Annotated in this window: 27 protein-coding genes; 14 read left to right on the top strand and 13 right to left on the bottom strand. The window is 62.6% G+C overall.

Annotated features, from left to right (window positions below):
* The 4 genes from CRO18_RS01360 to CRO18_RS01345 are packed head-to-tail and all read left to right on the top strand — an operon-like array spanning position 1 to position 2,498.
* Positions 1 to 582, top strand: coding sequence for an aminotransferase class IV (locus CRO18_RS01360; protein ID WP_170952519.1), 582 nt, complete (start codon positions 1 to 3; stop codon positions 580 to 582).
* A gap of 56 nt (positions 583 to 638) precedes the next feature.
* Entirely contained in the window at positions 639 to 1,685 is a 1,047-nt protein-coding gene (locus tag CRO18_RS01355) for an aldo/keto reductase (RefSeq protein WP_076484862.1), read from the top strand.
* Complete coding sequence (locus CRO18_RS01350) at positions 1,663 to 2,010, top strand: hypothetical protein (protein ID WP_083952102.1); 348 nt, start codon at positions 1,663 to 1,665, stop codon at positions 2,008 to 2,010. The genes CRO18_RS01355 and CRO18_RS01350 overlap by 23 nt, the downstream gene beginning before the upstream one ends.
* Positions 1,998 to 2,498, top strand: coding sequence for a lipocalin (locus tag CRO18_RS01345; protein WP_143128583.1), 501 nt, complete (start codon positions 1,998 to 2,000; stop codon positions 2,496 to 2,498). Before CRO18_RS01350 ends, CRO18_RS01345 begins: the two co-directional genes overlap by 13 nt.
* Before the next feature lie 18 nt (positions 2,499 to 2,516).
* On the opposite strand, the gene CRO18_RS01340 is transcribed toward CRO18_RS01345, so the two are convergent.
* On the bottom strand, positions 2,517 to 3,194 hold the full coding sequence (locus tag CRO18_RS01340; RefSeq protein WP_097080789.1) for an NUDIX hydrolase: 678 nt from the start codon (positions 3,192 to 3,194) through the stop codon (positions 2,517 to 2,519).
* Positions 3,195 to 3,355: 161 nt separating this feature from the next.
* Here CRO18_RS01340 and CRO18_RS01335 point away from each other — a divergent pair, with 161 nt between their 5' ends.
* From CRO18_RS01335 to CRO18_RS01320, 4 genes are all read left to right on the top strand, one after another.
* On the top strand, positions 3,356 to 3,982 hold the full coding sequence (locus tag CRO18_RS01335; RefSeq protein ID WP_170952518.1) for an EF-hand domain-containing protein: 627 nt from the start codon (positions 3,356 to 3,358) through the stop codon (positions 3,980 to 3,982).
* 82 nt (positions 3,983 to 4,064) lie between these two features.
* Positions 4,065 to 4,649 carry an RNA polymerase sigma factor gene (locus tag CRO18_RS01330; RefSeq protein ID WP_097080787.1) on the top strand — a complete coding sequence of 195 codons (585 nt, stop codon included), beginning with the start codon at positions 4,065 to 4,067 and terminating at the stop codon, positions 4,647 to 4,649.
* Entirely contained in the window at positions 4,642 to 5,073 is a 432-nt protein-coding gene (locus CRO18_RS01325; protein WP_143128582.1) for a hypothetical protein, read from the top strand. Before CRO18_RS01330 ends, CRO18_RS01325 begins: the two co-directional genes overlap by 8 nt.
* 9 nt (positions 5,074 to 5,082) lie before the next feature.
* Positions 5,083 to 5,649, top strand: a complete 567-nt coding sequence (locus tag CRO18_RS01320) for a periplasmic heavy metal sensor (protein ID WP_076484855.1) — start codon at positions 5,083 to 5,085, stop codon at positions 5,647 to 5,649.
* Positions 5,650 to 5,717: 68 nt separating this feature from the next.
* Here the strand turns inward: CRO18_RS01320 and CRO18_RS01315 are convergent, their stop codons facing one another.
* The gene (locus CRO18_RS01315) at positions 5,718 to 7,118 is read right to left on the bottom strand and encodes a diguanylate cyclase (RefSeq protein WP_076484854.1); all 1,401 of its coding nucleotides are present in this window, start codon (positions 7,116 to 7,118) and stop codon (positions 5,718 to 5,720) included.
* 93 nt (positions 7,119 to 7,211) lie between these two features.
* Between CRO18_RS01315 and CRO18_RS01310 the strand changes: the two genes are divergently transcribed.
* From CRO18_RS01310 to dacB, 6 genes are all read left to right on the top strand, one after another.
* Positions 7,212 to 7,490 (top strand): DUF3572 domain-containing protein, encoded by a 279-nt coding sequence (locus CRO18_RS01310; RefSeq protein WP_076484853.1) that lies wholly within the window; start codon positions 7,212 to 7,214, stop codon positions 7,488 to 7,490.
* Positions 7,491 to 7,498: 8 nt separating this feature from the next.
* Positions 7,499 to 8,206: an HAD family hydrolase gene (locus CRO18_RS01305; protein ID WP_097080785.1), complete on the top strand. Its 708-nt coding sequence runs from the start codon at positions 7,499 to 7,501 to the stop codon at positions 8,204 to 8,206.
* Between the two features lie 118 nt (positions 8,207 to 8,324).
* The gene (locus CRO18_RS01300; RefSeq protein WP_097080784.1) at positions 8,325 to 8,948 is read left to right on the top strand and encodes a heme NO-binding domain-containing protein; all 624 of its coding nucleotides are present in this window, start codon (positions 8,325 to 8,327) and stop codon (positions 8,946 to 8,948) included.
* Positions 8,945 to 9,985 carry a diguanylate cyclase gene (locus CRO18_RS01295; protein ID WP_249275966.1) on the top strand — a complete coding sequence of 347 codons (1,041 nt, stop codon included), beginning with the start codon at positions 8,945 to 8,947 and terminating at the stop codon, positions 9,983 to 9,985. Before CRO18_RS01300 ends, CRO18_RS01295 begins: the two co-directional genes overlap by 4 nt.
* A gap of 77 nt (positions 9,986 to 10,062) precedes the next feature.
* Positions 10,063 to 10,668, top strand: a complete 606-nt coding sequence (locus CRO18_RS01290) for a nicotinate-nucleotide adenylyltransferase (RefSeq protein ID WP_097080783.1) — start codon at positions 10,063 to 10,065, stop codon at positions 10,666 to 10,668.
* 18 nt (positions 10,669 to 10,686) lie between these two features.
* Positions 10,687 to 12,123, top strand: coding sequence for a D-alanyl-D-alanine carboxypeptidase/D-alanyl-D-alanine-endopeptidase (gene dacB, locus CRO18_RS01285; RefSeq protein WP_097080782.1), 1,437 nt, complete (start codon positions 10,687 to 10,689; stop codon positions 12,121 to 12,123).
* A 33-nt stretch (positions 12,124 to 12,156) separates the two neighbouring features.
* Here the strand turns inward: dacB and CRO18_RS01280 are convergent, their stop codons facing one another.
* From CRO18_RS01280 to CRO18_RS01230, 11 genes are all read right to left on the bottom strand, one after another.
* On the bottom strand, positions 12,157 to 13,479 hold the full coding sequence (locus CRO18_RS01280; protein ID WP_097081091.1) for an AarF/ABC1/UbiB kinase family protein: 1,323 nt from the start codon (positions 13,477 to 13,479) through the stop codon (positions 12,157 to 12,159).
* Between the two features lie 46 nt (positions 13,480 to 13,525).
* Entirely contained in the window at positions 13,526 to 14,041 is a 516-nt protein-coding gene (locus CRO18_RS01275; protein ID WP_097080781.1) for a NifB/NifX family molybdenum-iron cluster-binding protein, read from the bottom strand.
* Between the two features lie 27 nt (positions 14,042 to 14,068).
* Entirely contained in the window at positions 14,069 to 14,575 is a 507-nt protein-coding gene (locus CRO18_RS01270) for a lysozyme inhibitor LprI family protein (RefSeq protein WP_097080780.1), read from the bottom strand.
* Between the two features lie 228 nt (positions 14,576 to 14,803).
* Positions 14,804 to 15,700: a putative photosynthetic complex assembly protein PuhE gene (puhE, locus tag CRO18_RS01265; RefSeq protein WP_097080779.1), complete on the bottom strand. Its 897-nt coding sequence runs from the start codon at positions 15,698 to 15,700 to the stop codon at positions 14,804 to 14,806.
* Between the two features lie 166 nt (positions 15,701 to 15,866).
* Positions 15,867 to 16,340, bottom strand: coding sequence for a photosynthetic complex assembly protein PuhC (gene puhC / locus CRO18_RS01260; protein WP_097080778.1), 474 nt, complete (start codon positions 16,338 to 16,340; stop codon positions 15,867 to 15,869).
* 13 nt (positions 16,341 to 16,353) lie between these two features.
* Positions 16,354 to 17,004, bottom strand: coding sequence for a photosynthetic complex putative assembly protein PuhB (gene puhB, locus CRO18_RS01255; protein ID WP_097080777.1), 651 nt, complete (start codon positions 17,002 to 17,004; stop codon positions 16,354 to 16,356).
* A 66-nt stretch (positions 17,005 to 17,070) separates the two neighbouring features.
* The gene (gene puhA, locus CRO18_RS01250) at positions 17,071 to 17,838 is read right to left on the bottom strand and encodes a photosynthetic reaction center subunit H (protein WP_097081090.1); all 768 of its coding nucleotides are present in this window, start codon (positions 17,836 to 17,838) and stop codon (positions 17,071 to 17,073) included.
* A 19-nt stretch (positions 17,839 to 17,857) separates the two neighbouring features.
* A complete protein-coding gene (locus CRO18_RS01245) occupies positions 17,858 to 19,291 on the bottom strand; it encodes a PucC family protein (protein ID WP_076484844.1) in 1,434 nt (477 codons plus the stop codon).
* Positions 19,288 to 19,962, bottom strand: coding sequence for a magnesium protoporphyrin IX methyltransferase (gene bchM, locus CRO18_RS01240; protein WP_076484843.1), 675 nt, complete (start codon positions 19,960 to 19,962; stop codon positions 19,288 to 19,290). Before bchM ends, CRO18_RS01245 begins: the two co-directional genes overlap by 4 nt.
* A 1-nt stretch (position 19,963) precedes the next feature.
* Positions 19,964 to 20,866 carry a ferredoxin:protochlorophyllide reductase (ATP-dependent) iron-sulfur ATP-binding protein gene (gene bchL / locus CRO18_RS01235; RefSeq protein ID WP_076485035.1) on the bottom strand — a complete coding sequence of 301 codons (903 nt, stop codon included), beginning with the start codon at positions 20,864 to 20,866 and terminating at the stop codon, positions 19,964 to 19,966.
* A 28-nt stretch (positions 20,867 to 20,894) separates the two neighbouring features.
* A complete protein-coding gene (locus tag CRO18_RS01230) occupies positions 20,895 to 24,464 on the bottom strand; it encodes a magnesium chelatase subunit H (RefSeq protein WP_097081089.1) in 3,570 nt (1,189 codons plus the stop codon).
* Position 24,465 lies beyond the last annotated feature (1 nt).

The following is a 24,465-nucleotide window of genomic DNA, read 5'->3' as shown; positions in this document are numbered from 1 at the left end:
ATGCGCTGGGCGCCGCGGTTTGGCGTTGAATTGCTTTTGGGGCACATGGCGCGTTTGAGCGAGGGTTGCGAAGCGCTCGATATTCCCTGCGATATGTGGCGCGTTGAGCAGATGATTGACGCCGTGAAGGGCGACGAACCGCTGCGGTTGCGTTTGACCGTGGCGCTTGATGGCACACCCGAATTGATGAAAGCGCCGCTGCCCGCGCCGAAGGCGATGTGGCGTGTGGGGCTTGCGAAAGAGCGTGTCGATTCCGGCGATGATTTCCGGCGCATAAAATCGACCGAGCGGGGGATCTATGATCGCGCGCGCGCCGCGTTACCCGAGGGGCTTGATGAGCTGGTGTTCTTAAATGAGCACGATGATCTGGTCGAAGGCACGATCACCAATATCTTCCTATGGCGCGATAATGCGCTGCTGACGCCGCCGGTGAGTGCGGGGGCATTGCCGGGGGTGTTGCGGGCTGAGTTGATCCGCACCGGGCGCGCGCGCGAGGCGCGGCTTGGCTGGTCCGACATCATGGATGGGCGCGTTTATCTGGGCAATGCGCTGCGCGGGTTGGTGCCTGCGGTGGTGATCTGAGGTTTTAAAGCGCGCCCGGCTGTGGCACTTTGTGCGCGCTAACGGAAAGGGAAGACATGCGGAAAGTGGAACTGGGCCGGACCGGCGTGATGGTGAGCGAAATCTGCCTTGGCTCAATGACTTGGGGCACGCAAAACACCGAAGCCGAGGGGCATGCGCAGATTGATTGCGCGCTTGACCGGGGGGTGAATTTTATCGACACCGCCGAGGTCTATCCGGTCAACCCGATCAGCGCGGAAACGGTGGGCCGCACCGAAGAGATCATTGGCACGTGGTTTGCCAAAACCGGGCGGCGCAAAGATGTGGTGCTGGCCACGAAAATCGCAGGCGACGGCATGAAAGCGGTGCGCGATGGCGGCCCGATCACGCCTGCCTCGATCCGGGTGGCGGTGGAAGGCTCGCTCAAGCGGCTGCAAACGGACCATATCGACCTTTACCAATTCCACTGGCCGAACCGGGGCGGCTATCACTTCCGGCAGAACTGGAAGTTTGATCCCTCCAAGCAGCCCGGCAAAGCGGAAATCGAAGACAATATGACCGCCTGCCTTGAGGCGCTCGCCAGCCTGCGCGGCGAGGGCAAGATTGGCCATTTCGGTCTGTCGAATGACAGCGCTTGGGGCACGATGGAGTTCATTCGGTTGGCCGAAGCGGGGCATGGGCCGCGCGTTTCCGCAATCCAGAACGAATATTCGCTGATGTATCGGCTCTACGACACTGATTTGGCCGAACTGGGTGTGCATGAAGGGGTGACGCTTTTGGCCTATTCGCCGCTCGCCACGGGCATGCTGAGCGGGAAGTATTCCGGCGGGGCCGTGCCCGAGGGCTCGCGCCGCGCGATCGTGCGCGAACTCGGTGGGCGGTCGAACCCGCGCGCCTTTGAAGTGGCCGATCTTTACGTGGCGCTTGCGCGTGACGCTGGGCTGGACCCTGTGACGATGGCGATTGCTTGGACGCTGGGCCGCCCCTTCCCGATTGTGCCGATCATCGGCGCCACCTCGATTGCGCAGCTTGAAAAGTCGCTCGATGCGGCGGGGATGGCGCTCGATAAAGCGCTGCTGGCAGAGATTGACCGGGTGCATCATGCCCATCCGATGCCGTTCTAAAATCGCCCTTTTGGGGCTGGCGGTTCTTTTGGCTGCCTGCAAACCGGGGGCGGACGACCCGCCCCCCTTGCCACCAGTGGGGGCCGCCGCCGTCGCGCGTGACAAGGGGCTATGCGAAGCGGGTGGCGGCCAATGGGCAAGCCTTGGCGGTGCGCAATATTGCGTGACCCGTACCAAGGATGCCGGGCGGTCTTGTCGGGCAAGCACGGATTGTGAAGGCGCTTGTCTGGCGCGGTCCATGACCTGTGCGCCCGCCAAACCGCTTTTGGGCTGCAATGAGGTGCTGTCCAGCACGGGCCTGCGGGGGACCGAATGCATCGAATAGCGGTGGGCCTGAGCATCATCGCCCTCTTGGGTGGCTGCATGGCCGCCCCCCAGCCAAGCCTGCGCGATCCGGAAAAGATGATTTCTTCGGCGGCGCTTTTTGACCCGGCGCGGTTCGCGGGCGATTGGGTCGTGGCGCAATCCGCCACGCCGGGCTGTGCCGGTGCGCAGCAGAGCTGGAAATTGCATGGCGCGGGCGCCTATGCGCTTTCGGGGATTGATTGCACGGGGCCCGTGCCTGCGGTGCTCGAAGGGCGCGCAGTGCTGACCGGGCCGGGCGCGCGGCTCAGTCCAACGCAGGGCTTCGCGAAAGAGCCAATTTTTGTGCTCTGGGTCGATCAAGATTATCGCGTGGCTGCGCTTGGGACGCCTGCGGGCAATTGGGGGATTGTGCTCAACCGTCCCGGCATGGCGCGGGGCGATCTGATTGCCGCCGCGCGCGAAGTGCTGGATTTCAACGGCTATGATCTGAGCCGTATCGGGCGCTGATCCTACCCCAGCCTCACACTACCCCAGCCGCGCGAAGGTGGCTCTTGGCCCGCGATTGTCAAAAAACGGGATCGTTGCAGGCGGGCCGCTGGACAATTGCGCCTGCACCTCGGCGAGCACCACCTCGGTGATGAAGGGCAGGTTGAGCGCGCGCGCTTGCGGTAGCGACACCCAATGCAAATGGCTCAGCTCATCACAAGCGCGGCTGAAATCATCGGGGTCGGAGGCGAGTTCCGATGCCTCGACCAAAAAGAACCGCGCATCAAAGCGGCGCGGACGACCCGGCGGGGTAATGGCGCGAAAGAAAAACCGCAGCCCCGCTGCCGAAGGGCGATGACCGGTGGCGGCAAAACCCGCCCAATCTGCCGGGATATCGCCCTGCCAAGCACCGGGCGCGCCTAAGATGAGCCCGGTTTCTTCCCACAACTCGCGGATCGCGGCGACGGCAAGTGCGGGGCCAAGATCGGCCTCGGTCTCTTGTGCAAGTCGTTTGGCGCAGGTCTCGGGCAAGGGGGCGGCAAGCGCAATATCACCATCGCCCGCATCCAGCGCCCCGCCCGGAAAGACGTATTTCGACGGCATGAAGGCTGCGCCTGCGCCACGCATCCCCATCAAAACGGCGGGGCCTTCGGGCAGATCGCGGCGCAAAACCACCAAAGTGGCGGCGTCGCGCAGGGCAGATTTATCTATGCTCATCAAGCCTTACTCCCTTGGATGGGATAGCCTAGCCGCAGCTTGCGCGTGAAAAAAGAGCCAGTGTCACGTCACGGGCGCGTGAAGGGGCGACGGAAGCGCAAGGCTCGCCCGTTTCTCTTGCATCAAACGGCCAAAAGCCGTGCGCGAACAGGAGAATGAAGATGAAATCTGCTTTGACCAAGACGATGATTGCCGCCCTCGCGACAAGCGTGGCCTTGGGGGCTTTGCCGGTGTTTGCGCAAGACGCGCCGCCGCCTGCGCCCGAGGCTGACATGGTGCAAGCTGCGCCGCCCGCCCCGCCGGCACCGGGGCCCGGCCCGATGGATATGGTCTCGGGGCCGTTCCCGCGCTTTGATCTGAAAAGCTTCGATGCCGACGGGGATGGTAAAGTGACCTTGGCCGAGATTGAAGCGAAGCGTGCCGCTACAGCGAAAGCAATGGACACCGATGGCGACGGGCTGTTGAGCGCCGAGGAATTGGTTGCCGCCGAGATGGTGCAGATCGAAGACCGGGTTGCGGCGCGGGTGAAGGACCGCATCGCCGCGCAAGACAGCGATGGCGATGGCAAGCTTTCGGCGGCTGAACTCGCCAGCCCGCCGCTGCCCACGCGTATTTTTGACCGGCTGGACCGGGACAATGATGGCGCGGTTAGCACCGAAGAGTTGCGGATGGCCGAAGCGCGGATGAAAGACCGCTTTGACCGGGGCGGGGATGACCGTCGGGATCGGCACGACTGGCGCGGTGACCGCGACCGCGATGACCGCCGCTGGTTCAATTTCGGGCAGTAACGCCTCATTGGGCGCGGCCCCGCGTTTGCGGCCGCGCCCACGCATTGCGGCAAAGCACGATCCGCGCTAGGCCAATGGAACGATGGATATGGCATTCGATGCGCAAAGCGAATTGAGCGACGAGGCCCTGCTGGTGCTTTACGGCAACGGCGATGGGGCCGCGGCGCGTGCGCTGGTGGCGCGGCTCGGCCCGGTGGCGTTTCGGGTCGCGTTTCGGATGCTCGGTGACCGCACCGAGGCCGAGGATCTGGCGCAAGAAGCGATGCTGCGGCTGTGGAAAATCGCCTCCGAATGGCGCACCGGCGAGGCCAAAGTGTCCACTTGGATCTATCGAGTCACCACGAACCTTGCGACCGACCGTTTACGGCGGCGGCGTGGTGTGGGGCTCGATGAAGCGCCCGAAGTTGCCGATGGCGCGGCTTCGGCCCTTGAGGGGCTGATTGCGCATGACCGCGCGGCGGCGCTTGAAATGGCGCTCGCGCAATTGCCTGCCCGGCAGCGGCAGGCAGTGGTGTTGCGCCACTTAGAAGGGCTGTCGAACCCCGAAATCGCCGAGGCGATGGAGATCGGGGTGGAGGCGGTGGAAAGCCTGACCGCGCGCGGCAAGCGGGCGCTTGCCGCACTTTTGGCGGAACGGCGGGAGGAATTGGGTTATGGGCATGACTAAAATGCACGACGACAATGACCGGGATTTTGAGGGGCTTGAGGCCTTTTTCACCGCTGCGCGTGACGCGTCGCCCGAGCCCACACCCGCGTTTCTGACACAAATGGCGCTGCAAGCCGAAGTGATCGCCACAGAACGGCGAGAGGCTGAGGCTGCCGCATTGGCTGCCCTTGCTGCCCGGCGTCAGACACCGCAAAAGCGCGGCCTTGTCGCGACGCTTGCCGCTGCGCTCGGCGGCTGGGGGGCGCTTGGCGGTATGGCAGGGGGCATGGCCACTGCCACCGTGGCCGGGCTTTGGATCGGCTTGGCCCAAGCGCCCAGCCTGATGCAGTCGATGGGGCTGCAAAGCACGGTGGTCGCTTCGGCCAGTGCGGAAGAAAACTATCTCAATGACGCCGATATTCTGGCTTTGGCGCTGATGGACTAAGGGGTTGGTATGACGAACGAAACAGAACAAACCCCGACGCCCGCAGGGACGCAAGGGCGGCTGCGCGGCGGCACGAAGGTGGTTTTCATCCTGTCGCTGGTGCTGAACTTTTTGGTCATTGGCGTCGTCGCGGGGGGGGTGATTGGCCATATGCGGGGCGAACCGCCGCCGCGCGTTCTGGACCGCGATGGCCCCGATCAGCTGAGCTTTGGCCCGTTGGGCGGCGCCTTCACCCGCGAAGACCGGATCGAAATGCGCCGGGCAGCAGAGGGCCAAGGCCGCGATTTCGGGGCGATGCAGGGGCAGATGCGGTCAGATTTTGAGCGGCTGGATGCCGCCCTGCGCGCCCAGCCCTATGACGAAGCGGCTTTGCATGGGGTGCTGACGGAGATGCGCGCCCGCACGCTCGAACGGATCGAAATGGGCGAACAGGTGATGCTGTCACGCATTGCGGCGATGAGCGATGAGGAGCGCGCCGCTTTCGCAGATCGCATGCAGCGTGGTGTCGAGCGGTTCCAACGTCGTCTGGACGAACGCCGCGAGGATTGGCGCGAGCGCCGCCGCCCGGCGGATTAAGCACATCGCTTCATGCAAAAGAAAACCCGGCCTTGTGCCGGGTTTTGTCATTCGGTTTTGGGCTGTGTTCAGGCCGCGCCGCGTTGAAAGATGGTCACCTGATTGCGCCCTTCGGCCTTGGAGCCCATCAGCGCGTAATCGGCCTCATGGATCACCTGGTCGATGCTGGTGTTTTCCGATCCACCGCCGCCAAGGGCGAGGCCGATCGAGACGGTGAGATCAAGCGTAACGCCGCCCGGCAAATCAAATGGCCGTTCTTCCATCACACGGCACAGCCGCTCTGCCACGATCCGCGCCCCTTCGAGCGTGCATTCAGGCATGGCGACCAAGAATTCTTCGCCACCCACGCGGGCGACAAGATCAACCTGCCGCAGGTTCGCACTGAGCCTGCGCGCGACCTCGATCAGCACCGCATCACCCGCAGCATGGCCATAGGTGTCATTGACCGATTTGAAGCGGTCAAGATCGAGCACCATCACCGCGAAATTGCGCCCCGAAAGCCGCGAGCGTTCCGCAAGCCGGGTCACATGCGGCATTGCATAGCGGCGGTTGTAAAGCCCGGTGAGCGGGTCCACGAGCGCAAGCCGCAGCCCATCGGCCACGCGCTCGCGCTGCCGGTCATGGCGGCGTTTGCGCGCGATATGGGCGGTAAGCCGTAGGGCCGCCTCTTCAGCGAAGGCTGGCTCGGCCAGCCCGGCAGGCGTCAGGTCAGACGCGCCAAGGTCCAGCGCCACGGCAGAGGTTTCGCGCGCCGCATCGCGCACCGCCACGCAAATCACCGAATGGCGCGAGCCCGCACGCGAGCGCAGTTCCGACATCAGCCGCAACCCCTCGCCGGGGCGGGCCAGATCGGCGGCAATCACGTAGGCATCGGGCGGCGGGCTTTCGGCGGCGGCGGAGAGCGCGGTTTGATAATCAAGCACCCGCAACAGATCATTGGGCAGATACCGCAGCATCGCGTTTTTCCAAGCCACGCAGGTTTCGCGGTCGCGCGCGACAAGGCCGATCCGCGCGGGCTGCTCGAACTCTGCCGGTGGGGCTTCGGCAAAGCCCAACTCGTGGCAGGTGTTTTCGCGCATCCGCAGCTCTTCATCGGTTTCGCGCATCCGCATCAGCGAGCGCAACCGGGCGAGCAGGGTCAGTTCTTCGAAGGGTTTGGTGATGAAGTCATCCGCGCCGCTGCGCAGCGCCTCAAGCCGAATTTCGGGGGTGGGGAACGCGGTAACGACAATCACCGGCAGATGCGCGGTGGCCGGGTCAGATTTCAGCCGACGGCAGACATCGATCCCGCTCATGTCGGGCAATTGCACATCCAGCAAGATCAGGTCGGGGCTCTCTTGCGCCACAAGACGCAGAGCCTGCGCGCCGGTGCCAGCCTGAATCGTCTCGTATCGGGCGCCCGAAAGCTTCACCTTCAACACGATCCGGTTCGTTGCGACATCGTCCACGATCAGGACTTTTCCTGCCATGAACCTTTGTTCTCCTTCCACATGCTCGATTGCAACTTTATCATGCCTTAGGAAAGGTTAACAAATCCTTTCACTTTTCGCAGGAGTAGCGCTTTGGACGAAAATTCAGCACAAATTCTTGCGATCCGAGCGCTTGGTTGGATGGCAAGCGAGGATCCGGTTTGGCAGGCCTTTCTTGGCATCAGCGGGGCCGACGCCGCGCAGGTGCGCGCCGAGGCGCAACGGGTGGAGATGCAGCGCGCAGTGCTTGCGCATGTGATGCGCGAAGATGATTGGGTGCGCGCCTGTGCAAGTGCTTTGGGGGTGGCGCCAGAGGAGTTGGTGGCAGCCGCAGCGCGGCTTGAAGGCCCTGCGGGCATGAATTGGACGTGAGGGTTCAAGTGGCTGATATTGAAGCGATCCTGTTCGACAAAGATGGCACACTTTTCGATTTTGAAGCGACGTGGGGCGCGTGGGCGCGGGCACTTTTGATCCGTCTTGCGGAGGGCGATCCGCCCCGCACAGAACGGCTGGCCGAGGCCTTGGGCTATGATTTGACAGCGGGCTGTTTTCACCGTCATTCCCCCGTGATCGCCGGAACGGTGTCTGAAGTGGCTACGCTGATGCTGCCGCATTTGCCGGGGCGGACGGCCCCCGATCTGGTCGCAGAATTGGAAGCGGCGGCGCTTGAAGCGCCCCAAGTTCCGGCGGTGGACCTGCCCCGCTGCCTTGGTGATCTGTGCACGTCAGGGTTGCGGCTTGGCGTCGCAACCAACGATAGCGAGGCCTCTGCAAGGCTTCAACTCCAGCGGGAGGGAGTCGAAACCTTGTTCGATTTCATCGCAGGTTATGACAGTGGTCATGGTGCCAAGCCCGAACCGGGGCCGCTTTTGGCTTTTGCCGCAGCGGTGGGGGTTGCGCCCGAAAGGGTGGCGATGGTGGGCGATAGCCTGCATGACCTTGCCGCCGCCCGTGCCGCCGGCATGACGGCAGTCGCCGTGCTGACCGGCCCCGCTACGCGCGAAGTGCTATCGCCCGCAGCCGATGTCGTGTTGGAGACGATCGACGGATTGGCCGAGTGGCTCGCCTTGGCTCCCGCGCGGGGCTGATCTTTCGGGTAAGGCGCTCCGTCTTTTGGCTGAAAAAGCCATTTCCAACTTGGAAAAGTTCCATGTTGTTGGGGCTTTGTTAAGGGCCGGAGCGATATTTTGACCACGTGGAGGGCCCATGCTCGGCGTAGTCAATAAATCTATTCAGTCTTTTCTTTGCAACCATCACGGCAGTTCGGTCTGGCGTGAGGTGGTGGAACGTATTGGCATTGCCCCGGAAGGGTTCGAGGCGATGCTCGATTATGAAGATCGACAAACCGAGATGCTTTTAGGCGCTGCGGAAACGGTGCTCGATATCTCGCGCGAGGCGCTTTTGGAAGATATCGGCGCTTGGCTTGCGATGACGGAATCCCTGCGGCGTTTGCTGCGCTTCGGGGGGGCCGACTATCTGGAATTTTTGTTTTCTCTCGATGATCTGCAGGGCCGCGCGATGATGGCCTTGCCGGGGCTTGAGCTCCCGGAACTGAGTCTGAATGGCGAGACGCAAGGGCGGTTTACCTTGGTTGTCTCGGGCTGGATGCCGGGCTGGGGTGCGGTGATGGCGGGGATTTTGCGCGCGATGGCTGATGATTACGGCGCTTTGGTGCTGATCGAGGCCTCTGAATTGCAATCTCGTCCCGGTGTCGGCGAAGAGCGCGTTTCGGTTTGCCTGCTCGATATGGACCATGCCGAGGGGCGGAGATTTGATTTGGCGGGTCCTGCCCATGAGGGCAGCCTGTCGACCGAAAGGGTCACTGTATGACGCATTTGGATCGGGATTTGCCGGGCGGCGGGGCGCCTGCGGCATTGACCTTGAGCCCTGATATTTTGGGGCAGTTTATGCCTTTGTTTTTATGGCTTGATAAGCGCGGGCGTATTCGCGCGATGGGGCCAACGCTGACGAAAATCTTGGGCACGGAGGCGATTGGCACGGCTTATGCGCGCCATTTCGTGTTGCGGCGCGCGCGTGGCCATGCGCCGGAAGGGGACCCAATTGGCAAAGCGCGGCGGATCGCGGTCAACCTGCTGCGGCATCCGGGGTTCAACCTACGCGGCACCGCCATTGAAATTGTAACCGGCGGTGGCGGGGGGGAGGACGGCACCGATACGCTGGTCAATCTGTCTTTCGGCATTCATCTCTCTGAAGCGGTGCGCTTTTTTGGCCTGACAGAGACCGACTTTGCGGCCTCTGATCTGGCGATTGAATTTCTGTTTATGTCCGAGGCGAAGGCTGCGGTTTTGAACGAGTTGCAGGCGCTGACGCGGCGGCTTGAAGATGCCCGCCGTGCAGCGCAAAACGAGGCGCTCAGCGATGCGCTGACCGGGCTTGCGAACCGGCGCGCCTTTGATGCGGCGCTTGACCGGGCGCTGAAGGTGCTGGGGCGGGGCGGTCGGCGCTTCGCGCTTTTGCATCTCGATCTCGACTTCTTCAAACAGGTCAATGACACGCTTGGCCATGCGGCCGGTGATGCGGTGTTGGTGCAGGCGGCGAAGGTGTTGTCCGATGAAACCCGGCGCGGGGATCTGGTCGCGCGTGTGGGGGGCGATGAATTCATGATGATCCTGCGTGGCCCGATTAATGCCGAACGTGTTGAGGGCTTTGCCAAGCGTTTGATCTCTCGTCTGGAAGAACCGATCTTGCATGAAAGCGAGCTGTGCCGCGTTTCTGCATCAATCGGTGCGGTGATCGTGGGCGAGAAAGGCGGGCATGATGCCGTTGGTCTGCTCGCCGCAGCCGATGCCGCGCTTTATGCCTCCAAGCATGCCGGGCGTGGGCGCTGCACCGTCTCTGAGGCCTAAGCACGGGCGCGCTGGAATGGTCACGCCCGTGTCACATGCCTGTAGCGCCTGCGCGCGCGATCAGGTAGGGCAGGGGTATGAAGCAGGGGTTTCCAATTGCCACGCGCGGGCAGCGCATCGGCCTTTTGGGGGGGTCGTTTGACCCCGCCCATGAAGGCCATGCGCATATCACCCGCGAGGCGATGCGCCGCTTTGGCCTCGATCGGGTCTGGTGGCTTGTGAGCCCCGGCAACCCACTCAAACCGCGTGGCCCCGCGCCGATGGCGAGCCGCATTGCCCAAGCGCGCCGGGTGATGGCTGATCCCAAGGTCACAATCACCGGGCTCGAGGCGCAACTGGGCACCCGCTACACCGCGCAAACCCTTGCGCGGCTAACCGCGCTTTATCCGGGAGTGCATTTCGTTTGGCTGATGGGGGCTGACAATCTTGCGCAATTCGACCTTTGGGAGGATTGGCGCGGGATCTTCGCGCGGGTGCCCGTTGGGGTGCTGGCCCGCCCCGGCCACCGCATGGTGACAGGGCAAGCGCGCGCGGCACGCATTTATGCTTCGGCACGGCTGCCCGCAGAGCAGGCTCTGCTCTTGCCTTTCGCGCGGCGTCCGGCATGGTGTTTCGTGCAAATGCCGATGTCGGACCTTTCGTCTTCCGCGATCCGGGCCGGGGGCGAGTGGCGGGCACGCTAAAACGGGGAGCGCGCAGGAATGCAAGTCACGCGACGGGGCCTATTGGGTGGTGCTGTGGGCCTTGGGGCCGCGCTGGCCACGCCGAGGCTTTTGCGCGCCGAGGCTGTCGCGATGCGCCCGCTTTCGGGCGAGGAACTGGTCGATGCAGCGCAATTGGGCGGCGATGTCGGCTATATCGTGGCCGATGCGCGCAGCGGCTTGGTGCTGGAATCGCGCGATGCCAACAAGGCGATGGCCCCCGCATCGACCGCGAAAACCATCACCACGCTTTATGCGCTGGAAACGCTTGGCTCTGATTATCGCTTCACCACAAGCCTTTTGGGCACGGGCGCCATTGCTGGGGGCGTGCTACAAGGCGATTTGATCTTGGCGGGGGGCGGCGATCCGACGCTTGATACCGATGGTCTGGCCGATCTTGCCGCGCGTTTGGTGAAAGCAGGGGTTCGTGGGGTCGCGGGGCGGTTTTACACTTGGGGCGGCGCGCTACCCTATGCCTCTGAAATCTCGGACGATCAGCCGGTGCATGTGGGGTATAACCCTTCGATTTCCGGGCTTATTTTGAATTACAACCGGGTGCATTTCGAATGGCGCCGCGGCTCGGGCGGTTACAGCCTTGAGATGGATGCGCGGGGCGCGGCGCATAAGCCCAAAGCCTACACGATTGACGCCTCCCTTGCCGCCCGCAAAAGCCCGGCTTTTCGTTACAGTCAATCGGGGGGCAAAGAGCATTGGTCTGTTGCCTCTGCGGCTTTGAACAAACACGGCAGCCTCTGGTTGCCGGTGCGCCAGCCAGATGCCTATGCGGGCGATGTGTTCCAAACTTTGGCGCGGGCTCAAGGGTGCCCATTGCCTGCGCCGCAGCCGTTGCGCGCATTGCCCGCCGGGGCACAAGTGATCACCGCGCGGCAATCGACCGATCTGCCGCGCATCCTGCGCGATATGATGCGCTATTCGACGAATATCACCGCCGAGGCGGTGGGGATGACAGCAACCGCCGCGCGCGGGGCCAATGCGGCGCGCGGGCCATCTGGCGCCGCGATGAGCCAATGGTTAGCGCAGCGGCTTGGCGGCGGAAAGGCGCGGTTTGTGGATCATTCTGGCCTTGGTGCGAATGATCGCATTTCCGCGCTGGAGATGGTGCGGGCGGTGTCGCTTTTGGGGCCAAAGGTCGGCCTGCGTGGCCTGATGAAGCCGTTTGAACTCCGCGACGACAATGGTGGGAAGCGGCAAAGCCAGCCGTTTCGGGTGGATGCCAAAACCGGCACGCTCAATTTCGTCTCGACGCTGACGGGCTATATGACCGCGCCCGATGGCACCGAACTGACGTTTGCGATTTTCACCGGGGATTTGGCACGGCGTCAGCGCGCGGGCGACAGTGGCTCGGGCGCTTGGGTGCGCCGCTCCAAGGTGCTGCAAAGCCGCCTGCTTGAGCGATGGGCGGCGCTCTACGGCTAAGGCGCGGGCGCAACACGCGCGCCCGCGACCGGTTCAGACGTGCTTTTGGATCAATTCACGCAGGTTGATGCGTGCGCCCATTTTGGTGGCGAGCAGATAAACGCCACCGAATTTACGCTGCAAGAAAAGCGTGTCCATCGGCGGAATGCGCATATGTTCGCGCTGCTCCGACATCGCCATCCCCGCATCGCGCATCCTCAGCGCCAGATCATTGGCGCCAAAGTCGAATTCTCCGTCATGACGCAAGGGTTCGAGCGACATCAGGAACATCGACAGCATCTGATCTTCCAGCGCCTCGGGCATGTCTTCGGACAAAAAGCCAATCTCGCGCGCGGCGGCACGAATGCCCGCGTGATCATCGGCCAGCCCCGCACGCAACAACGTGCGGTAACGCTCTGCGAAGTCTTCGTCAAAGGCGCGCGTGGCCCCGAAATCGAGCAGGATGATTTGCCCGGTCTCCGGGTCGTAACGGAAATTGGCAAAGTTTGGGTCTGTCTGCATCAGCCGGAACACGAACAACTCATCGAAGATCAGCTCAATGATGAGCCGCATCACTCGGTTGCGTTCCTCTTGGTTTGCTTCCTCCAGCACCTCGATCGGCTTGGCTTCGATATAGCTCATCGCCAGCACTTCGCGGGTGGTGAAATCGGCATGCAATTCGGGCACACGGAATTCTGGCCGGTCCTTCAAAAGCTTGCCGAAGAGGTCGAGATATTCGCCCTCGCGCTCGTAATCAGCCTCCTCATGAAGCTGGCGTTTCGCTTCCAAAATCATCGGCGTGATGTCGAGGCCCTTGGGCACCAGCCCCGCAAAGCGCATCAGCCCCGCTACATTATCGACATCGCTGTCAATCGAGCGGCGCACGCCCGGATATTGCACTTTGATTGCAAGGTCACGTCCATCGCGGGTTTGGGCGCGGTGCACCTGCCCGATGGAGGCTGCAGCCAGCGGGCGTACCTCGAATTTCTTGAACCGTTTGAGCCAATCCGGCCCCCAAGCGGTGGTGAGCACTTTTTTAAGCTGCTGCCCCGGCATGTGATGCGCTTCGGCGCGCAGGCGGGCGAGGATGTCGGCCAATTCGGGCGGCAGCATATCGCCCGCATCCATCGACATCAACTGCCCCACCTTCATCGCCGCGCCGCGCATTTGCGCAAGCTTGTCGGCCACTTTGCGGGCATTGGCGGGGGTCATCAGCAAAGCGCCCACATTCGGTCGCTGGCCGCGCGCCAATTGCTTGGCGCCTTCGGCCGCGACGCTGCCCGCGATATTCGCGCCAAGCCCGCTGAGTTTGGCAAAGCGCGAAATCCGCGACGAAGGCACGGCAAGGGGCTTGGTTTCGAACTTGCGCTCGGTCATGGGCTGTCCTTCGGCGGTAGCGGTGCGGCTGAGATAGGCACGCGCATCACTCATGGCAAGAGCAACCGCCGTGGCCATGCGCATGGCCATGGCCATGGTGATCATGCGCCTCGTCTTGATCATGGTCATGCCCGCAGCCACAGCCGCCATGGCCATGCTCGTGCCCATGATCATGGTCATGATGGTGGTGGTGATGCCCATGCGCATCGGCGCGCAGATCGGGCATGGGCGGGTTGGCTTGCGCCTCGGACATGCTGGTGATCAGCGCGCCCACAGCGGTGACGGGATCGGTTTCTTCGGTCACAGCAACCAGCACGCCCCGCGAGGCCATCCGGCGCGAAAAGCCCGCGCCTGCCGAGCCCGCGATCACCACTTTCACGCTATCAAGCGGATGCGGTCCCTCGCCGTGGAATTCGTGCATCGACATGTCTTTGGGCAGATCGAACCGTTCTACCTCGGTGATCTCTTGGCCCGGCGCGGCGTCATAAACAAGAAAGCGGCGGCTTTTGCCGGCATGGCCGGTTACGGTGCGGAAGTTTTGCGAAGCAACAGCGATACGCATGGGGAGATCCTTGAGTGAAGGGGCCGCTTAGCGGGCGGCAGAAGATTCCAGCAAGATCGCTTGCTTGGCGGTCTCGGTCATGTGGCATTCTTGGGCGTGCAGCATCCGGCGCGGCGAAGAGCGATAGAACATCGATTCAAAGTTGCAGCGCATCTGCTCCCATTTGTTCCAGCTCTCGATCATCTTATCGAGGTCATCGGTCATCTTGGCCGCGCCCCCAGCGATTTGCTTGGCATAGGGCCTGTCACGTTCTTCGGCGCGGGTGCGCATTGCCTCTTCGGCATCAGAGAGCCGCGCGCGCCACCATTGGATTTCGCGGTCATTGCACATCGCCAAATCCGTCACCTGCGGGTTGCGCTTGCGCTTGCGGCAATCGGTAGAGGTGAGCCCGATGCAGGCTTGTTTCTCCGCGTCAGTCGTAGCTTCGGCATAGCAATCGGCGGTGGGGTCTTTGCTGCCTGCCAAAGCGGGGGCGGCGGCGACAGTAGGGGCGATCATCAGGAGCGCAAGGAGCAGGTTTTTCGCATGCATCATCGGATCCTCGGAAAGGGTCTATGGAAAGGCACGGTCCGGGCGCCGCCTGCGGTGCGGGCCCGGGACCGTGAACGGCCTGCTGCGGCGTGGATCATTCGGGGGAAGCACGCCAGTCAGGCAAGCGGACCATGCCTGAAGGGGGGCGGTTGCGTCTGTGATCTTATCACGTAACAGATGCGACGGATTGGACCGATCCGTTCACGTATCCGTGCTTTTGAAAGAGAGGGATTATTTGCCGCCGCGCGCGCGCGGCAGGGCGGGGACAGTGGTCGCGATGGGCGCCTGAAACGCCTTGGCTTTCAGTTCTTCAGCCTTGGCGCGGCGGGCCGCGCGTGCGCGAGCGCGGTTGCGCTCGGTCACGGCGGTGGGCAGCATCCACGTCCACAGCTTTTGGTCGGGCAGCGGCAGCACCATGAACCAATGTTCCAAGAGCGCGAGGAGTGTGAGCACTGCCATCAGCACATGGCCAATAAACGCCCCATCGCTTTCAGCCGAGATCGCGCGTTCCATAAAGCAGCCAGCCGCAAAGGTCAGGATCGTGACAGACGCGGGGAACAGGAAGTTCATCCGGGCGATTTTGAAATGGCTGGCCAAATGCGCAAGCGGCGAGGGCAAGAATTGAACATTGATGCGCGGCACGCCCAAGAACAGGTTCAGCTTGGCCGAGATCCGCGCCACGTAAAGAATGGCGAATGTCATCAGCCCGATGCGGTTTTCATTGTCGGCCACAATCACCGTGCAGGCGATCATCGCGACCAAAAGCGCGATTTCGTGCCACAGGATCGTGCCGGTGGCGCGCAAGAAGCGCTCATACATCGTTGCGGTGGGCGGGCATTGCGTGCGGTTCGGGCCCGCAACGACGCCAGACAGGAAGGCCAGTTCAAACCAGCCCCAAACCGACAGCGCCGAAAGAAAGGCCACATGCGCGCCTTGTACCGTGGCATCATCTGCCGAACGGTGCAGATACACAAACCCCAGCGCCAAAAGCGGCAAGCCCAGCACGACCGAAAGCTGATGCGCGCCCCGCCCGGCCAAATCGGCGCGGCGCACGCGCCACAAGATCGCCCCGGTCGAGAACCACCAGATGAACACGGTCGAAAGCGTGACAAGCCACGGATTGGTCATGCGCGGCACCCCCGGTGAAGGGGATGCCGCGCGGGACCGGGGGACGCGCCCATCACCCCGATCCAAACCGCCTCGGGGGCGGTACCTTGTTGGCCGCGCGTCGCCAAAGCGGCGGCGCGGCGCACAGACAGCCGAGAAGAACCGGAAAGGATCATCTCGGCCCCCGTCATTTCATCGCGAGCAGGCGCTCGAAAGCGGCCTTGCTGTCTTCGCCAAAGGCGTAGAGTTCGGCGGACCAGCCGGTGACCGGGTCTTCGAGCGTCAGACGCTTGTTGTCATATTGCACAATACGGACCGGCGGGTTGCCGGTGACACGCTGCACTTCCCGGGTACGGGCAAGGGCCGCGCCAACCACGTTGACGAAGCCGCCATCGGGCATATCCACCAAAACCGAGCCATCTGCATTGCGCACGATCACATGCTGCGAATCGACAGCTTCCAAAATCACTTCGCGCTCTGCGACGATCTTGCCCGCTTCGGGCACGCCCACATGCGGGCGGTTCGTCAGCACCGAATAGGCGACGATGACCAACGAGAGAACGGCGATGCCAATCATCGCGCGAACCATCGCGATCGGGATCAGATCCTTTTCCGGTTCTTTCTTCGGCGCACGAGAGGCGGTGATAGGATGTTGTGCCATGATCCGACCCTTCTTATTGCGCGGGCACAAGGCCAGCATCATCAGCGCTGGGCTTGGCGGAAAGTTGCGGTTCGTTCAGCTTGGCCTGTGCTGCCTCGGCGAGGATCTTGGCGACCTTCTCAGCTTGAGGAATGCAGCGGAAGGCCGGCTGCGGTTTGCGGATGTGCCACGGGCGCGCAGAGGGCCACAGCACAGTGTAAGACAGACGCATCTCTTCAGGGACTTGCAGCGCAAGCGTGCCAATGCCCTTCTTCGAGCGTTTTTGCAGCCCCAGCGCGGCCACTTCGACCACTTTGTAGGGCACGGTGAATGTCACCTGCAACGCGGCGCCAACGCGCAGGATCGCGCGCGCGGAGGTGAGCGTGTAAATCGTTGCGCGGCTTTGCATATAGGCGAGCAAAAGCAGCAAAAGGTAGGTTCCAAGCGCGAAGATGATGTAGAGCACCAGCGTGGGCAGAGCCAAAGCAAGCCCGCTTTCCGACCAGATCACATAGCCGCGCCAGAAAGCCAAAAGCACCATATAGCCGGTGAGCCAGCGAATCTTGAACGCTTCACGCGCTAGGGCCCACATATCCGGGCTGCCTTGCCACAGAATTTCCTCGCCATTCGGCAGAGGGGCAGGGATCCCCGGTTGGGGTTCAAAGTCGAAATCATGGTCTGACATTTCAGACCCTCCGTCTTGGTAGTCAGGCGGAACGGCGCGGGCGCACGCCGTCCCCAAAGTCACGCCTTAGAGCGCGTAGGGCTTGCGGCCCGTCGCGTACATATAGCCACCGGCCACATAAGCGCAGATCTTCTCTTCTTCGAGTTTGGTCACCTGATCGAACGACTTCACATCCGGGATGTCGTCGAACAGATCCGAGGTGATCGCATTGACGCGGACACGGTCCGACCAGATGCGCAGAAGCGTCATCGGGATCAGCTTTTTCTTGCCCGAGTTCAGTTCGATTTCGAGGTAACGGCCCAGTTGTTCCGGCACGTCCACCCACATATCGACAACCTTGCCGACGACCTCAGTGTCGCCCGCTTGCACCGGCATGCCACGCGGGTCACGACCAGCCGAGACGACCATCGCTTCGACATTGCGCATCGGTTTGATTTTCGGCTCGCCATGCGCGTCCATTTCCGGCTCGTCACGACGCGGAACCCACGAAGCCGGGCCAACGCCGTCTTTCATCGGGTCGCCGGTCGGGCGGAACGGATAGCCTTCGTTGGCCGAGGTGCGTTCCAGCGCCAGATCGGTGCGGCGGTGCGCTTCTTCGTTCTCAACCGAAGGCACGGTCACAGTGGTGCCATTGGCGAGCAGGAAGGTTTTGGGCGACGGCACCGGGAACGGGCCTTGGTTCACCGAAACGCCACCGTCGTCGTTCTCGAGCGGGTAGCCTTCGCGCATGTTTTCGGTTTGCAGATAGTAGATGAGGTAGGCGAGGAACGCCCAGAACGACCAGATCGCGAGACTGGCGAGATCGAAATCTCCGAAGAAATAGTGACCGACCATCATTGTTGGTCCTCCTTTGTCAGGTTGGAAATTCGGAAAGGCCGATCCGTGCCTTGCCGGTCTCCGGTTTCTTGGGGAACAGGCTGCCGGGGCGGGCCAGCGGCCCGAGCACGGCAAGAGTAGTGAAGAGCAGTCCGATTTCGGTGAGATAGACCACCGAATAGCCGAGCGCGGGGTCGGTAAGGGCCCCGAGGTAGCCCGCATCGGCGGCGTGCGCCACGAGGTCGCGCAGCGCCCCGCCGGTAAACACCGCAAGCCCCGCCGCCGTGGCTTGCGCTGCGCCCCAGGCTCCGAGCGCGATGCCAGAGGCACCCCGCACGATCACCATCATCGCCACGGTCAACGTGGCAATGCCGAACGTGCCGCTGCCAAGGCCAATCCCCAGCGCGGCAATGAAGAACAGGATTTTGCTTTCGAACAACGCCGAAAACAGCACCGCGGTGAAGGCCACGATGCCAATCAAAATGCCACGCGCGGCCAGCCGGTGCGCCGTAGCGCCCTGCGCGAGCCGCCGCGCGGCCCAGATAAAGCCGACGAGCGCACCGAAGCTCCAGCTTGCGGTGAGCAAAGTCGTCATGCTCACGGGCAGTTTCAGCACCTGTCCACCATAGGGTTCGAGCAGCACATCCTGCATATTGAACCCAAGTGTCCCAATCATCACCACGGCAAGAAGCCGCATCGCCCCCGGTTCGGCGGCCAAAAGGCCCCAAGCCTCGCGGAAAGTTTGGCGCGGCGCCTCCCTTTCTGCCTTTGTCATTGGGCGGATAACCTCTTGTTTCCATAGTGCGATGACGTTCAGGACCAGCGTCATTGCGCCGCAGGCCTGAACCACGCGAATAAGCGTGATCTGGTCAAAATCGCGCAGGAAGAAGCCCACGATCAGGGCAGAGATTCCCATGCCAACGAGGAACATGACGTAAAGCAGCGCGACGACGCGGGGACGGGTTTCCTCGGTGGCACGGTCAGCGGCCAGCGCAAGGCCCGCCGTTTGGGTCATATGCATGCCCAAACCGGCCATCAGGAAGGCGATCCCGGCGAAGACCTCACCGGCCCAATCGGGGCCCATGATCTGATCGCCCGAAAGCAGAATCAGCGCGAATGGCATCAGCGCAAGACCGCCCATCTGCCACAGCGAGCCAAACCAAAGGTAGGGGATCCGTTTCCAGCCGATAGCGGAACGATAGGTATCAGAGCGGTGCCCGAGCACCGCCCGGAAGGGGGCCACCAAGACCGGGATCGAGATCATCGTCGCCACGACAAGCGCAGGCACGCCCATCTCGACGATCATCACCCGGTTCAGCGTGCCCAAAAGCAGCACTTGCGCCATCCCAACCGAAATTTGGAACAGCGAAAGCCGCATGAGCTGGCGCAGCGGCAGCTCCTCAGAGGCCGCCTGCGAAAACGGCATCCAAGTAAGCGCGAGCGAGCCGATCATGCGACGGCTGAGGATCATGGCCGATACTCCAAGCATTCGGAGATGTAAAAGCCCACCGCGACCCGGTCGATGCGCAGAAGCCAGCCGCCCACATGTTTTTGAAGCTTTTCAAGCGCATGCGGGATCATAACCGGCGAGCGGTTGGAGCGGGGGAAGAGTTTTCCCACGCCCCAGAACGCCATCAGAAACGGCGTTTTCGGGGCCACTGTGAAGACGATCGCACTATGAGTGCGGGCGCCCAGATTGGTGAGAATCTCGCCAATATCATGAGCGCGGTAGTAGATCAGGCTGTCCATCGCGATGACGTAATCGAACTGGCCAAGCGCTGGGTCGGTCATGTCGCCCGACATGAAAGTGACCTTTTCGCGCAAGTCTACCGGTAGCCGGTCTTGCGCCACCGAGATGAGCTGGGGCGAAATATCCACCGCCAGCACTTCGGCGCCGCGTTTGGCAAGCTCTGCCGTCATCAGCCCGGTGCCGCAGCCCGCATCGAGCACGCGGCAGCCGGTCAGGTCTTCGGGCAGGCGCGAGAGCATGATCGCGCGCATCTTGTCGCGCCCCTCGCGCACCGTTTGGCGCACCTTGGAGACTTTTGCATCCGATTGGGTCAGCCGTTCCCAGGCGCGGGTCGCGGTGCGGTCGAAATAGTGTTCGACGCGGTCGCGAATAGCGGCATAGTCATTGGCCATATCAGTCAAATCCCAGAAGTTCGAAGATGTGCCGATCCGAAAGCGGCTCGGGGGTCAGGCCCGGTTCATCGACCGAGCGCAGCAGGGTTTCCGCAAGGCGGATATACTCGGCGCGCGCCTGCACCACGTCTTCGGCGTCATCCATCTCAAAGAGCGTGCGCTTTTTGAGCCGCGAGCGGCGGATGCTGTCGAGGTCGGGCATATGCGCGATGCGCTTGAAGTTGGCGGCCTCGCAATAGCGGTCCACCTCGTTGGTTTCGCGCGAGCGGTTGGCCACGCAGCCCGCAAGCCGCACCTTGTAGTTGACCGATTTCGCCTGCACGGCGGCGATGATGCGGTTCATCGCATAGATGCTGTCGAAGTCGTTGGCGGTGACGATCAGCGCGCGATCGGCGTGTTGCAGGGGGGCTGCAAAGCCGCCGCAAACGACGTCGCCCAGCACGTCGAAAACCACCACATCGGTGTCTTCCAGCATGTGGTGTTGGCGCAGCAGTTTCACCGTCTGGCCAACCACATAGCCGCCGCAGCCGGTGCCCGCCGGCGGGCCGCCCGCTTCGACGCACATCACGCCGTTGAAGCCTTCGGTCACGAAGTCTTCGGGGCGCAATTCCTCTGGGTGGAAGTTCACCGATTTGAGGATGTCGATCACCGTTTCTTGCAACCGCCCCGTCAGGGTGAAGGTGCTGTCGTGCTTCGGGTCGCAGCCGATTTGCAGCACCCGTTTGCCGAGCAGCGAGAAGGCGGCGGAAAGGTTCGAAGAGGTCGTCGATTTGCCAATCCCCCCCTTACCATAGACCGAGAACACCTTCGCGCCGCCGACATCGAGGTTTTCGTTCTCATGCACCTGCACGGAGCCTTCGCCATCAAGGCCGGTGAGGTCGGGAATGTCGTCGCGCGGGCTCATGCGGCCCTCCTTTTCGTAGTCTTCCATGTCACTCGGCCGCCACGCCTTCCATCCGGTCTTCCAACTCGTCGGCAGCAGCTTGCAGCGCGGCGAGGGTTTCGGGATCGGGTTGCCAGTAGTTGCGGTCCGAGGCCTCCAACAGCCGCTGCGCCATCCGGCTCGATGCGGCAGAGTTCAGATCAGCAAGACGCTTGCGCATCTCGTCATCAAGCACGAAGGTTTCCGAAAGCCGTTGATAGACCCACGGATCGACCTGTCCGGTCGTTGCCGACCAGCCAAGCGTGTTGGTCACCTGCGCTTCGATCTGGCGCACGCCTTCGGCACCGTGTTTGAGCAGGCCTTCGTAGAACTTCGGGTTGAGCGAACGGGCGCGGGTTTCCAAGGCCACTTGGTCTTGGAGCGTGCGCACCGTGCCCGCACCGCGGGTTTGGTCGCCGATATAGACCGCCGTATCCTTGCCACCCTGCGCGCGCTTTGTGGCGCGGGCGATGCCGCCCAACGTGTCGAAATAGTGGTCCACGGTGGTGACACCCAGTTCCACGGATTCGAGGTTTTGATAGGCCAGATCGACCTTGCCGAGCACGTTTTGCAGCAGGTTCACCTGTTTGGTGGACTTGCCATCGCGGCCATAGGCGAAGGACTTGCGCGCCTCGTAAGCATCGGCGAGTTCGTCTTCATCGCCAAAACCTGCCGAGCCGACCATCGTGTTGACGTTCGACCCGTAAGCCCCTTCGGCATTCGAGAAAACGCGCAGCGAAGCGGTGTCGAAGTCCATCCCCGTGTCTTGCATCGTGGCCAGCACATGGGCGCGGATGAAGTTCTGGGCGAGCGGCTCATCTTCCGCCGAAGCGCAAAGATAGGCGGCTTCGGCCAGAAGCTTGGTTTGCAGCGGCAGCAGGTCGCGGAAGATGCCCGAAAGCGTCATCACCACGTCAATGCGCGGACGGCCCAATTCCGAAAGCGGAATAAGCTCGGCACCGGCCAAACGACCATAAGTGTCAAACCGCGGCCGTGCTCCCATCAGCGCGAGCGCCTGAGAGATCGGCCCGCCATCGGATTTGATGTTATCCGAGCCCCAAAGCACCAGCGCGACCGAACGCGGAAGCGTCGGGTGCGTGGCCAAAAGCCGGGCCGCTTGTGCCGCACCATCGCGCAGCGCAAAGGCGGTGGGCATCCGGAACGGGTCGAAGGCGTGGATGTTGCGCCCCGTCGGCAGGATTTCCGGCGCGCGCACAAGGTCGCCCCCCGGCACCGGCTCGATGTAGCGCCCGCCAAGCGCGCGCAGCAGAGCTTTGATCTCATGCTCTTCTTGCAAGAATTTGTCGGCGCGTTCGCGGTCGGCATTTTCTGGCATCAGATCGAGCATTTCGGCCCGGTGCTCCGCCGTCATCGGCTTGCCCAGAACGTGCAGGCCTTCGGTGATCAGCGCGCCTTCGGTCTCAAGCAGCTTTTCCCAAAGCGTCGAAAGGTCAGAGGCATCCATGTCGACGCCCTTGGCCTGCTCGCGCACGAGCTCGGCCAGATCTTCCGCTTCGGGCGACTCGGGCGGCAGCGCGCGAAGGCGGCCAAGGCTTTCCTTCAGCTCGCTCAGGCCTTTGTAGAGGCCCGATTGCGCCAAGGGCGGCGTCAGGTGGGACACGATCACCGCATTGGAGCGGCGCTTCGCCAAAGTCGCTTCCGAGGGGTTGTTGGCGGCATAAAGATAGACGTTCGGCAGGTTGCCAATCATCCGATCCGGCCAGCATTCCTCACACATGCCCGCTTGTTTGCCGGGCATGAACTCAAGCGCGCCGTGCATCCCGAAGTGGAGAAGCGTATCGGCCTCGAAATCTTCGCGCAGCCAGCGGTAGAAGGCGGCAAAGGCATGGGTCGGTGCGAAGCCCTTTTCAAAGAGCAAGCGCATCGGGTCGCCTTCATAGCCAAAGACCGGCTGGAGCCCAACGAAGACATTGCCAAAATGCCGCCCCAAAACGAAGAGGTCGCGACCATCGGTTTGGTGTTTGCCGGGGGCGGCGCCCCAAACGGCTTCGATGTCTTTGAGCCATTTCGTGCGGGCGACAACTTCAGCCGCCGGGAGGCGGGCCGCGATTTGCGCGGGTTGGCCATGCGTGGCTTCCGGGCCGCACAGAACGGCGGCGCGAAGCTCATCGACCGAGGCGGGCAACTCGCCCATTTGGTAGCCTTCGGCCTTCATCGCATGGAGCATGTTGAAGAGGCTCTCGAACACGGCGAGATAAGCTGCCGTGCCTGCCGCGCCCGCATTCGGCGGGAAGCCGTAAAGCACGATGCCCACCTTACGCTTCGCCACTTCGGAGCGGCGCAGTTTCGCCAGACGCAGCACTTTGTCGACCAGCGTTTCCACCCGTTCGGGGCAGGCGGCCATGGCATGGCTTTCGGCTTCCGGGTCGGGTTTGCAGCCGCGCGCACAGGTGGCGCAGCCCGCCGGGTCATGGCGGCCGCCAAAGACGGTCGGGTTCGTGGCCCCATCAATCTCAGGCAGCGCAATCAGCATGGTGGTTTCCACCGGGCCAAGCCCGCCACCCGAGGCGCGCCACTGCCCAAGCGTTTGGAACTCCAGCGGTTGCGCCGTCACATAGGGCACATCCAGTTCCTTGAGCGCATTCACCGCAGCATCGCTGTCGTTATAGGCGGGGCCCCCCACCAGCGAGAAGCCCGAGAGCGACAGCAGCGTATCGACCTTGCCCTTGAGGAATTCGTCAATCGCGGGGCGACCATCAAGCCCACCGGCAAAGGCGGGCAGAACGGCAAGACCCTTGGATTGCAGCCCTCGGATCACCGCATCGTAATGTGCGGTATCATTGGCCAAAATGTAGCTGCGCAGCATCAGAACGCCGATCGTGGCGACCGGGTTTGCAGGTTGCGGCAGCTTGGCGGGATCGGTGGTGATGCGGCCCGCCATATCCGGGTGGTAAAGACCAACCTCCGGGTAATCGACCGGGGCGGCCACTTTCACGCCACGCCAATCGACATTGTCGGAATAGCGGCTGACAAGGTAGCGCACCATCGACTCGATGTTGTCTTCCGAGCCGCCGAGCCAATACTGCATGCAAATGAACCAGGCGCGCAGGTCTTGCGCTTTGCCCGGAATGAACTTGAGCATCTTCGGGATGCGGCGCAGCATCGACATCTGCTTTTCGGCAGACCCGCCACCCGGCTCGTTTTTGCCGCGCAGCTTTTTCAAAAGCGCCATCGGCCCCGAGGCGGGCTTGGTCATATCCAGATCGCCCATCTTCGTCAGGCGCACGATCTGTGGATCGGCGACCATGCCGACAAAGGCATCCAGACGATCGCGCACAGCGGTCATCTCGGGCAGGATCGATTGGAGATGCTCATCTATAAAGAGCAGGTTCGCCACAATGATATTGGCTTCCAGCACAGCCGTTTTGGCAGCAGCGAGCTTGGCCGGATTTTCTGCCCATTCAGCAGCGGCATGCACGGTAATGTGCAAATCGGGGAAGTCGTGTTGCAAACGCGGGAGCGCCCGCGCGGCCGGACCCGCGGCATGCGCGTCCAGAGTAACGATCACGACGTTATAGCCGCCCGGACGGTGCGGCGGCAGCGGCAGGGTTCCGCTCATC

This window comes from Rhodobacter sp. JA431 (assembly GCF_900217725.1).
Lineage (GTDB): Bacteria > Pseudomonadota > Alphaproteobacteria > Rhodobacterales > Rhodobacteraceae > Rhodobacter > Rhodobacter aestuarii.
Note: the sequence above shows the minus strand (reverse complement) of the source record. Positions and strands in the feature narration are given on the sequence as shown.

Excerpts from the sequence above, each read along its gene's own strand:
- dacB (WP_097080782.1), top strand. The coding sequence starts at position 10,687 with ATGCAAGTCACGCGACGGGGCCTATTGGGTGGTGCTGTGGGCCTTGGG.
- CRO18_RS01345 (WP_143128583.1), top strand. The coding sequence starts at position 1,998 with ATGCATCGAATAGCGGTGGGCCTGAGCATCATCGCCCTCTTGGGTGGC.
- puhE (WP_097080779.1), bottom strand. The coding sequence starts at position 15,700 with ATGACCAATCCGTGGCTTGTCACGCTTTCGACCGTGTTCATCTGGTGG.
- CRO18_RS01360 (WP_170952519.1), top strand. The coding sequence starts at position 1 with ATGCGCTGGGCGCCGCGGTTTGGCGTTGAATTGCTTTTGGGGCACATG.
- bchM (WP_076484843.1), bottom strand. The coding sequence starts at position 19,962 with ATGGCCAATGACTATGCCGCTATTCGCGACCGCGTCGAACACTATTTC.
- bchL (WP_076485035.1), bottom strand. The coding sequence starts at position 20,866 with ATGAGCCCGCGCGACGACATTCCCGACCTCACCGGCCTTGATGGCGAA.
- CRO18_RS01320 (WP_076484855.1), top strand. The coding sequence starts at position 5,083 with ATGACGAACGAAACAGAACAAACCCCGACGCCCGCAGGGACGCAAGGG.
- puhA (WP_097081090.1), bottom strand. The coding sequence starts at position 17,838 with ATGGTCGGTCACTATTTCTTCGGAGATTTCGATCTCGCCAGTCTCGCG.
- puhB (WP_097080777.1), bottom strand. The coding sequence starts at position 17,004 with ATGTCAGACCATGATTTCGACTTTGAACCCCAACCGGGGATCCCTGCC.
- CRO18_RS01290 (WP_097080783.1), top strand. The coding sequence starts at position 10,063 with ATGAAGCAGGGGTTTCCAATTGCCACGCGCGGGCAGCGCATCGGCCTT.
- CRO18_RS01280 (WP_097081091.1), bottom strand. The coding sequence starts at position 13,479 with ATGACCGAGCGCAAGTTCGAAACCAAGCCCCTTGCCGTGCCTTCGTCG.
- CRO18_RS01350 (WP_083952102.1), top strand. The coding sequence starts at position 1,663 with ATGCCCATCCGATGCCGTTCTAAAATCGCCCTTTTGGGGCTGGCGGTT.
- CRO18_RS01340 (WP_097080789.1), bottom strand. The coding sequence starts at position 3,194 with ATGAGCATAGATAAATCTGCCCTGCGCGACGCCGCCACTTTGGTGGTT.
- CRO18_RS01300 (WP_097080784.1), top strand. The coding sequence starts at position 8,325 with ATGCTCGGCGTAGTCAATAAATCTATTCAGTCTTTTCTTTGCAACCAT.
- CRO18_RS01355 (WP_076484862.1), top strand. The coding sequence starts at position 639 with ATGCGGAAAGTGGAACTGGGCCGGACCGGCGTGATGGTGAGCGAAATC.
- CRO18_RS01270 (WP_097080780.1), bottom strand. The coding sequence starts at position 14,575 with ATGATGCATGCGAAAAACCTGCTCCTTGCGCTCCTGATGATCGCCCCT.
- CRO18_RS01245 (WP_076484844.1), bottom strand. The coding sequence starts at position 19,291 with ATGATCCTCAGCCGTCGCATGATCGGCTCGCTCGCGCTTACTTGGATG.
- puhC (WP_097080778.1), bottom strand. The coding sequence starts at position 16,340 with ATGGCACAACATCCTATCACCGCCTCTCGTGCGCCGAAGAAAGAACCG.
- CRO18_RS01335 (WP_170952518.1), top strand. The coding sequence starts at position 3,356 with ATGAAATCTGCTTTGACCAAGACGATGATTGCCGCCCTCGCGACAAGC.
- CRO18_RS01315 (WP_076484854.1), bottom strand. The coding sequence starts at position 7,118 with ATGGCAGGAAAAGTCCTGATCGTGGACGATGTCGCAACGAACCGGATC.
- CRO18_RS01230 (WP_097081089.1), bottom strand. The coding sequence starts at position 24,464 with ATGAGCGGAACCCTGCCGCTGCCGCCGCACCGTCCGGGCGGCTATAAC.
- CRO18_RS01330 (WP_097080787.1), top strand. The coding sequence starts at position 4,065 with ATGGATATGGCATTCGATGCGCAAAGCGAATTGAGCGACGAGGCCCTG.
- CRO18_RS01295 (WP_249275966.1), top strand. The coding sequence starts at position 8,945 with ATGACGCATTTGGATCGGGATTTGCCGGGCGGCGGGGCGCCTGCGGCA.
- CRO18_RS01275 (WP_097080781.1), bottom strand. The coding sequence starts at position 14,041 with ATGCGTATCGCTGTTGCTTCGCAAAACTTCCGCACCGTAACCGGCCAT.
- CRO18_RS01325 (WP_143128582.1), top strand. The coding sequence starts at position 4,642 with ATGACTAAAATGCACGACGACAATGACCGGGATTTTGAGGGGCTTGAG.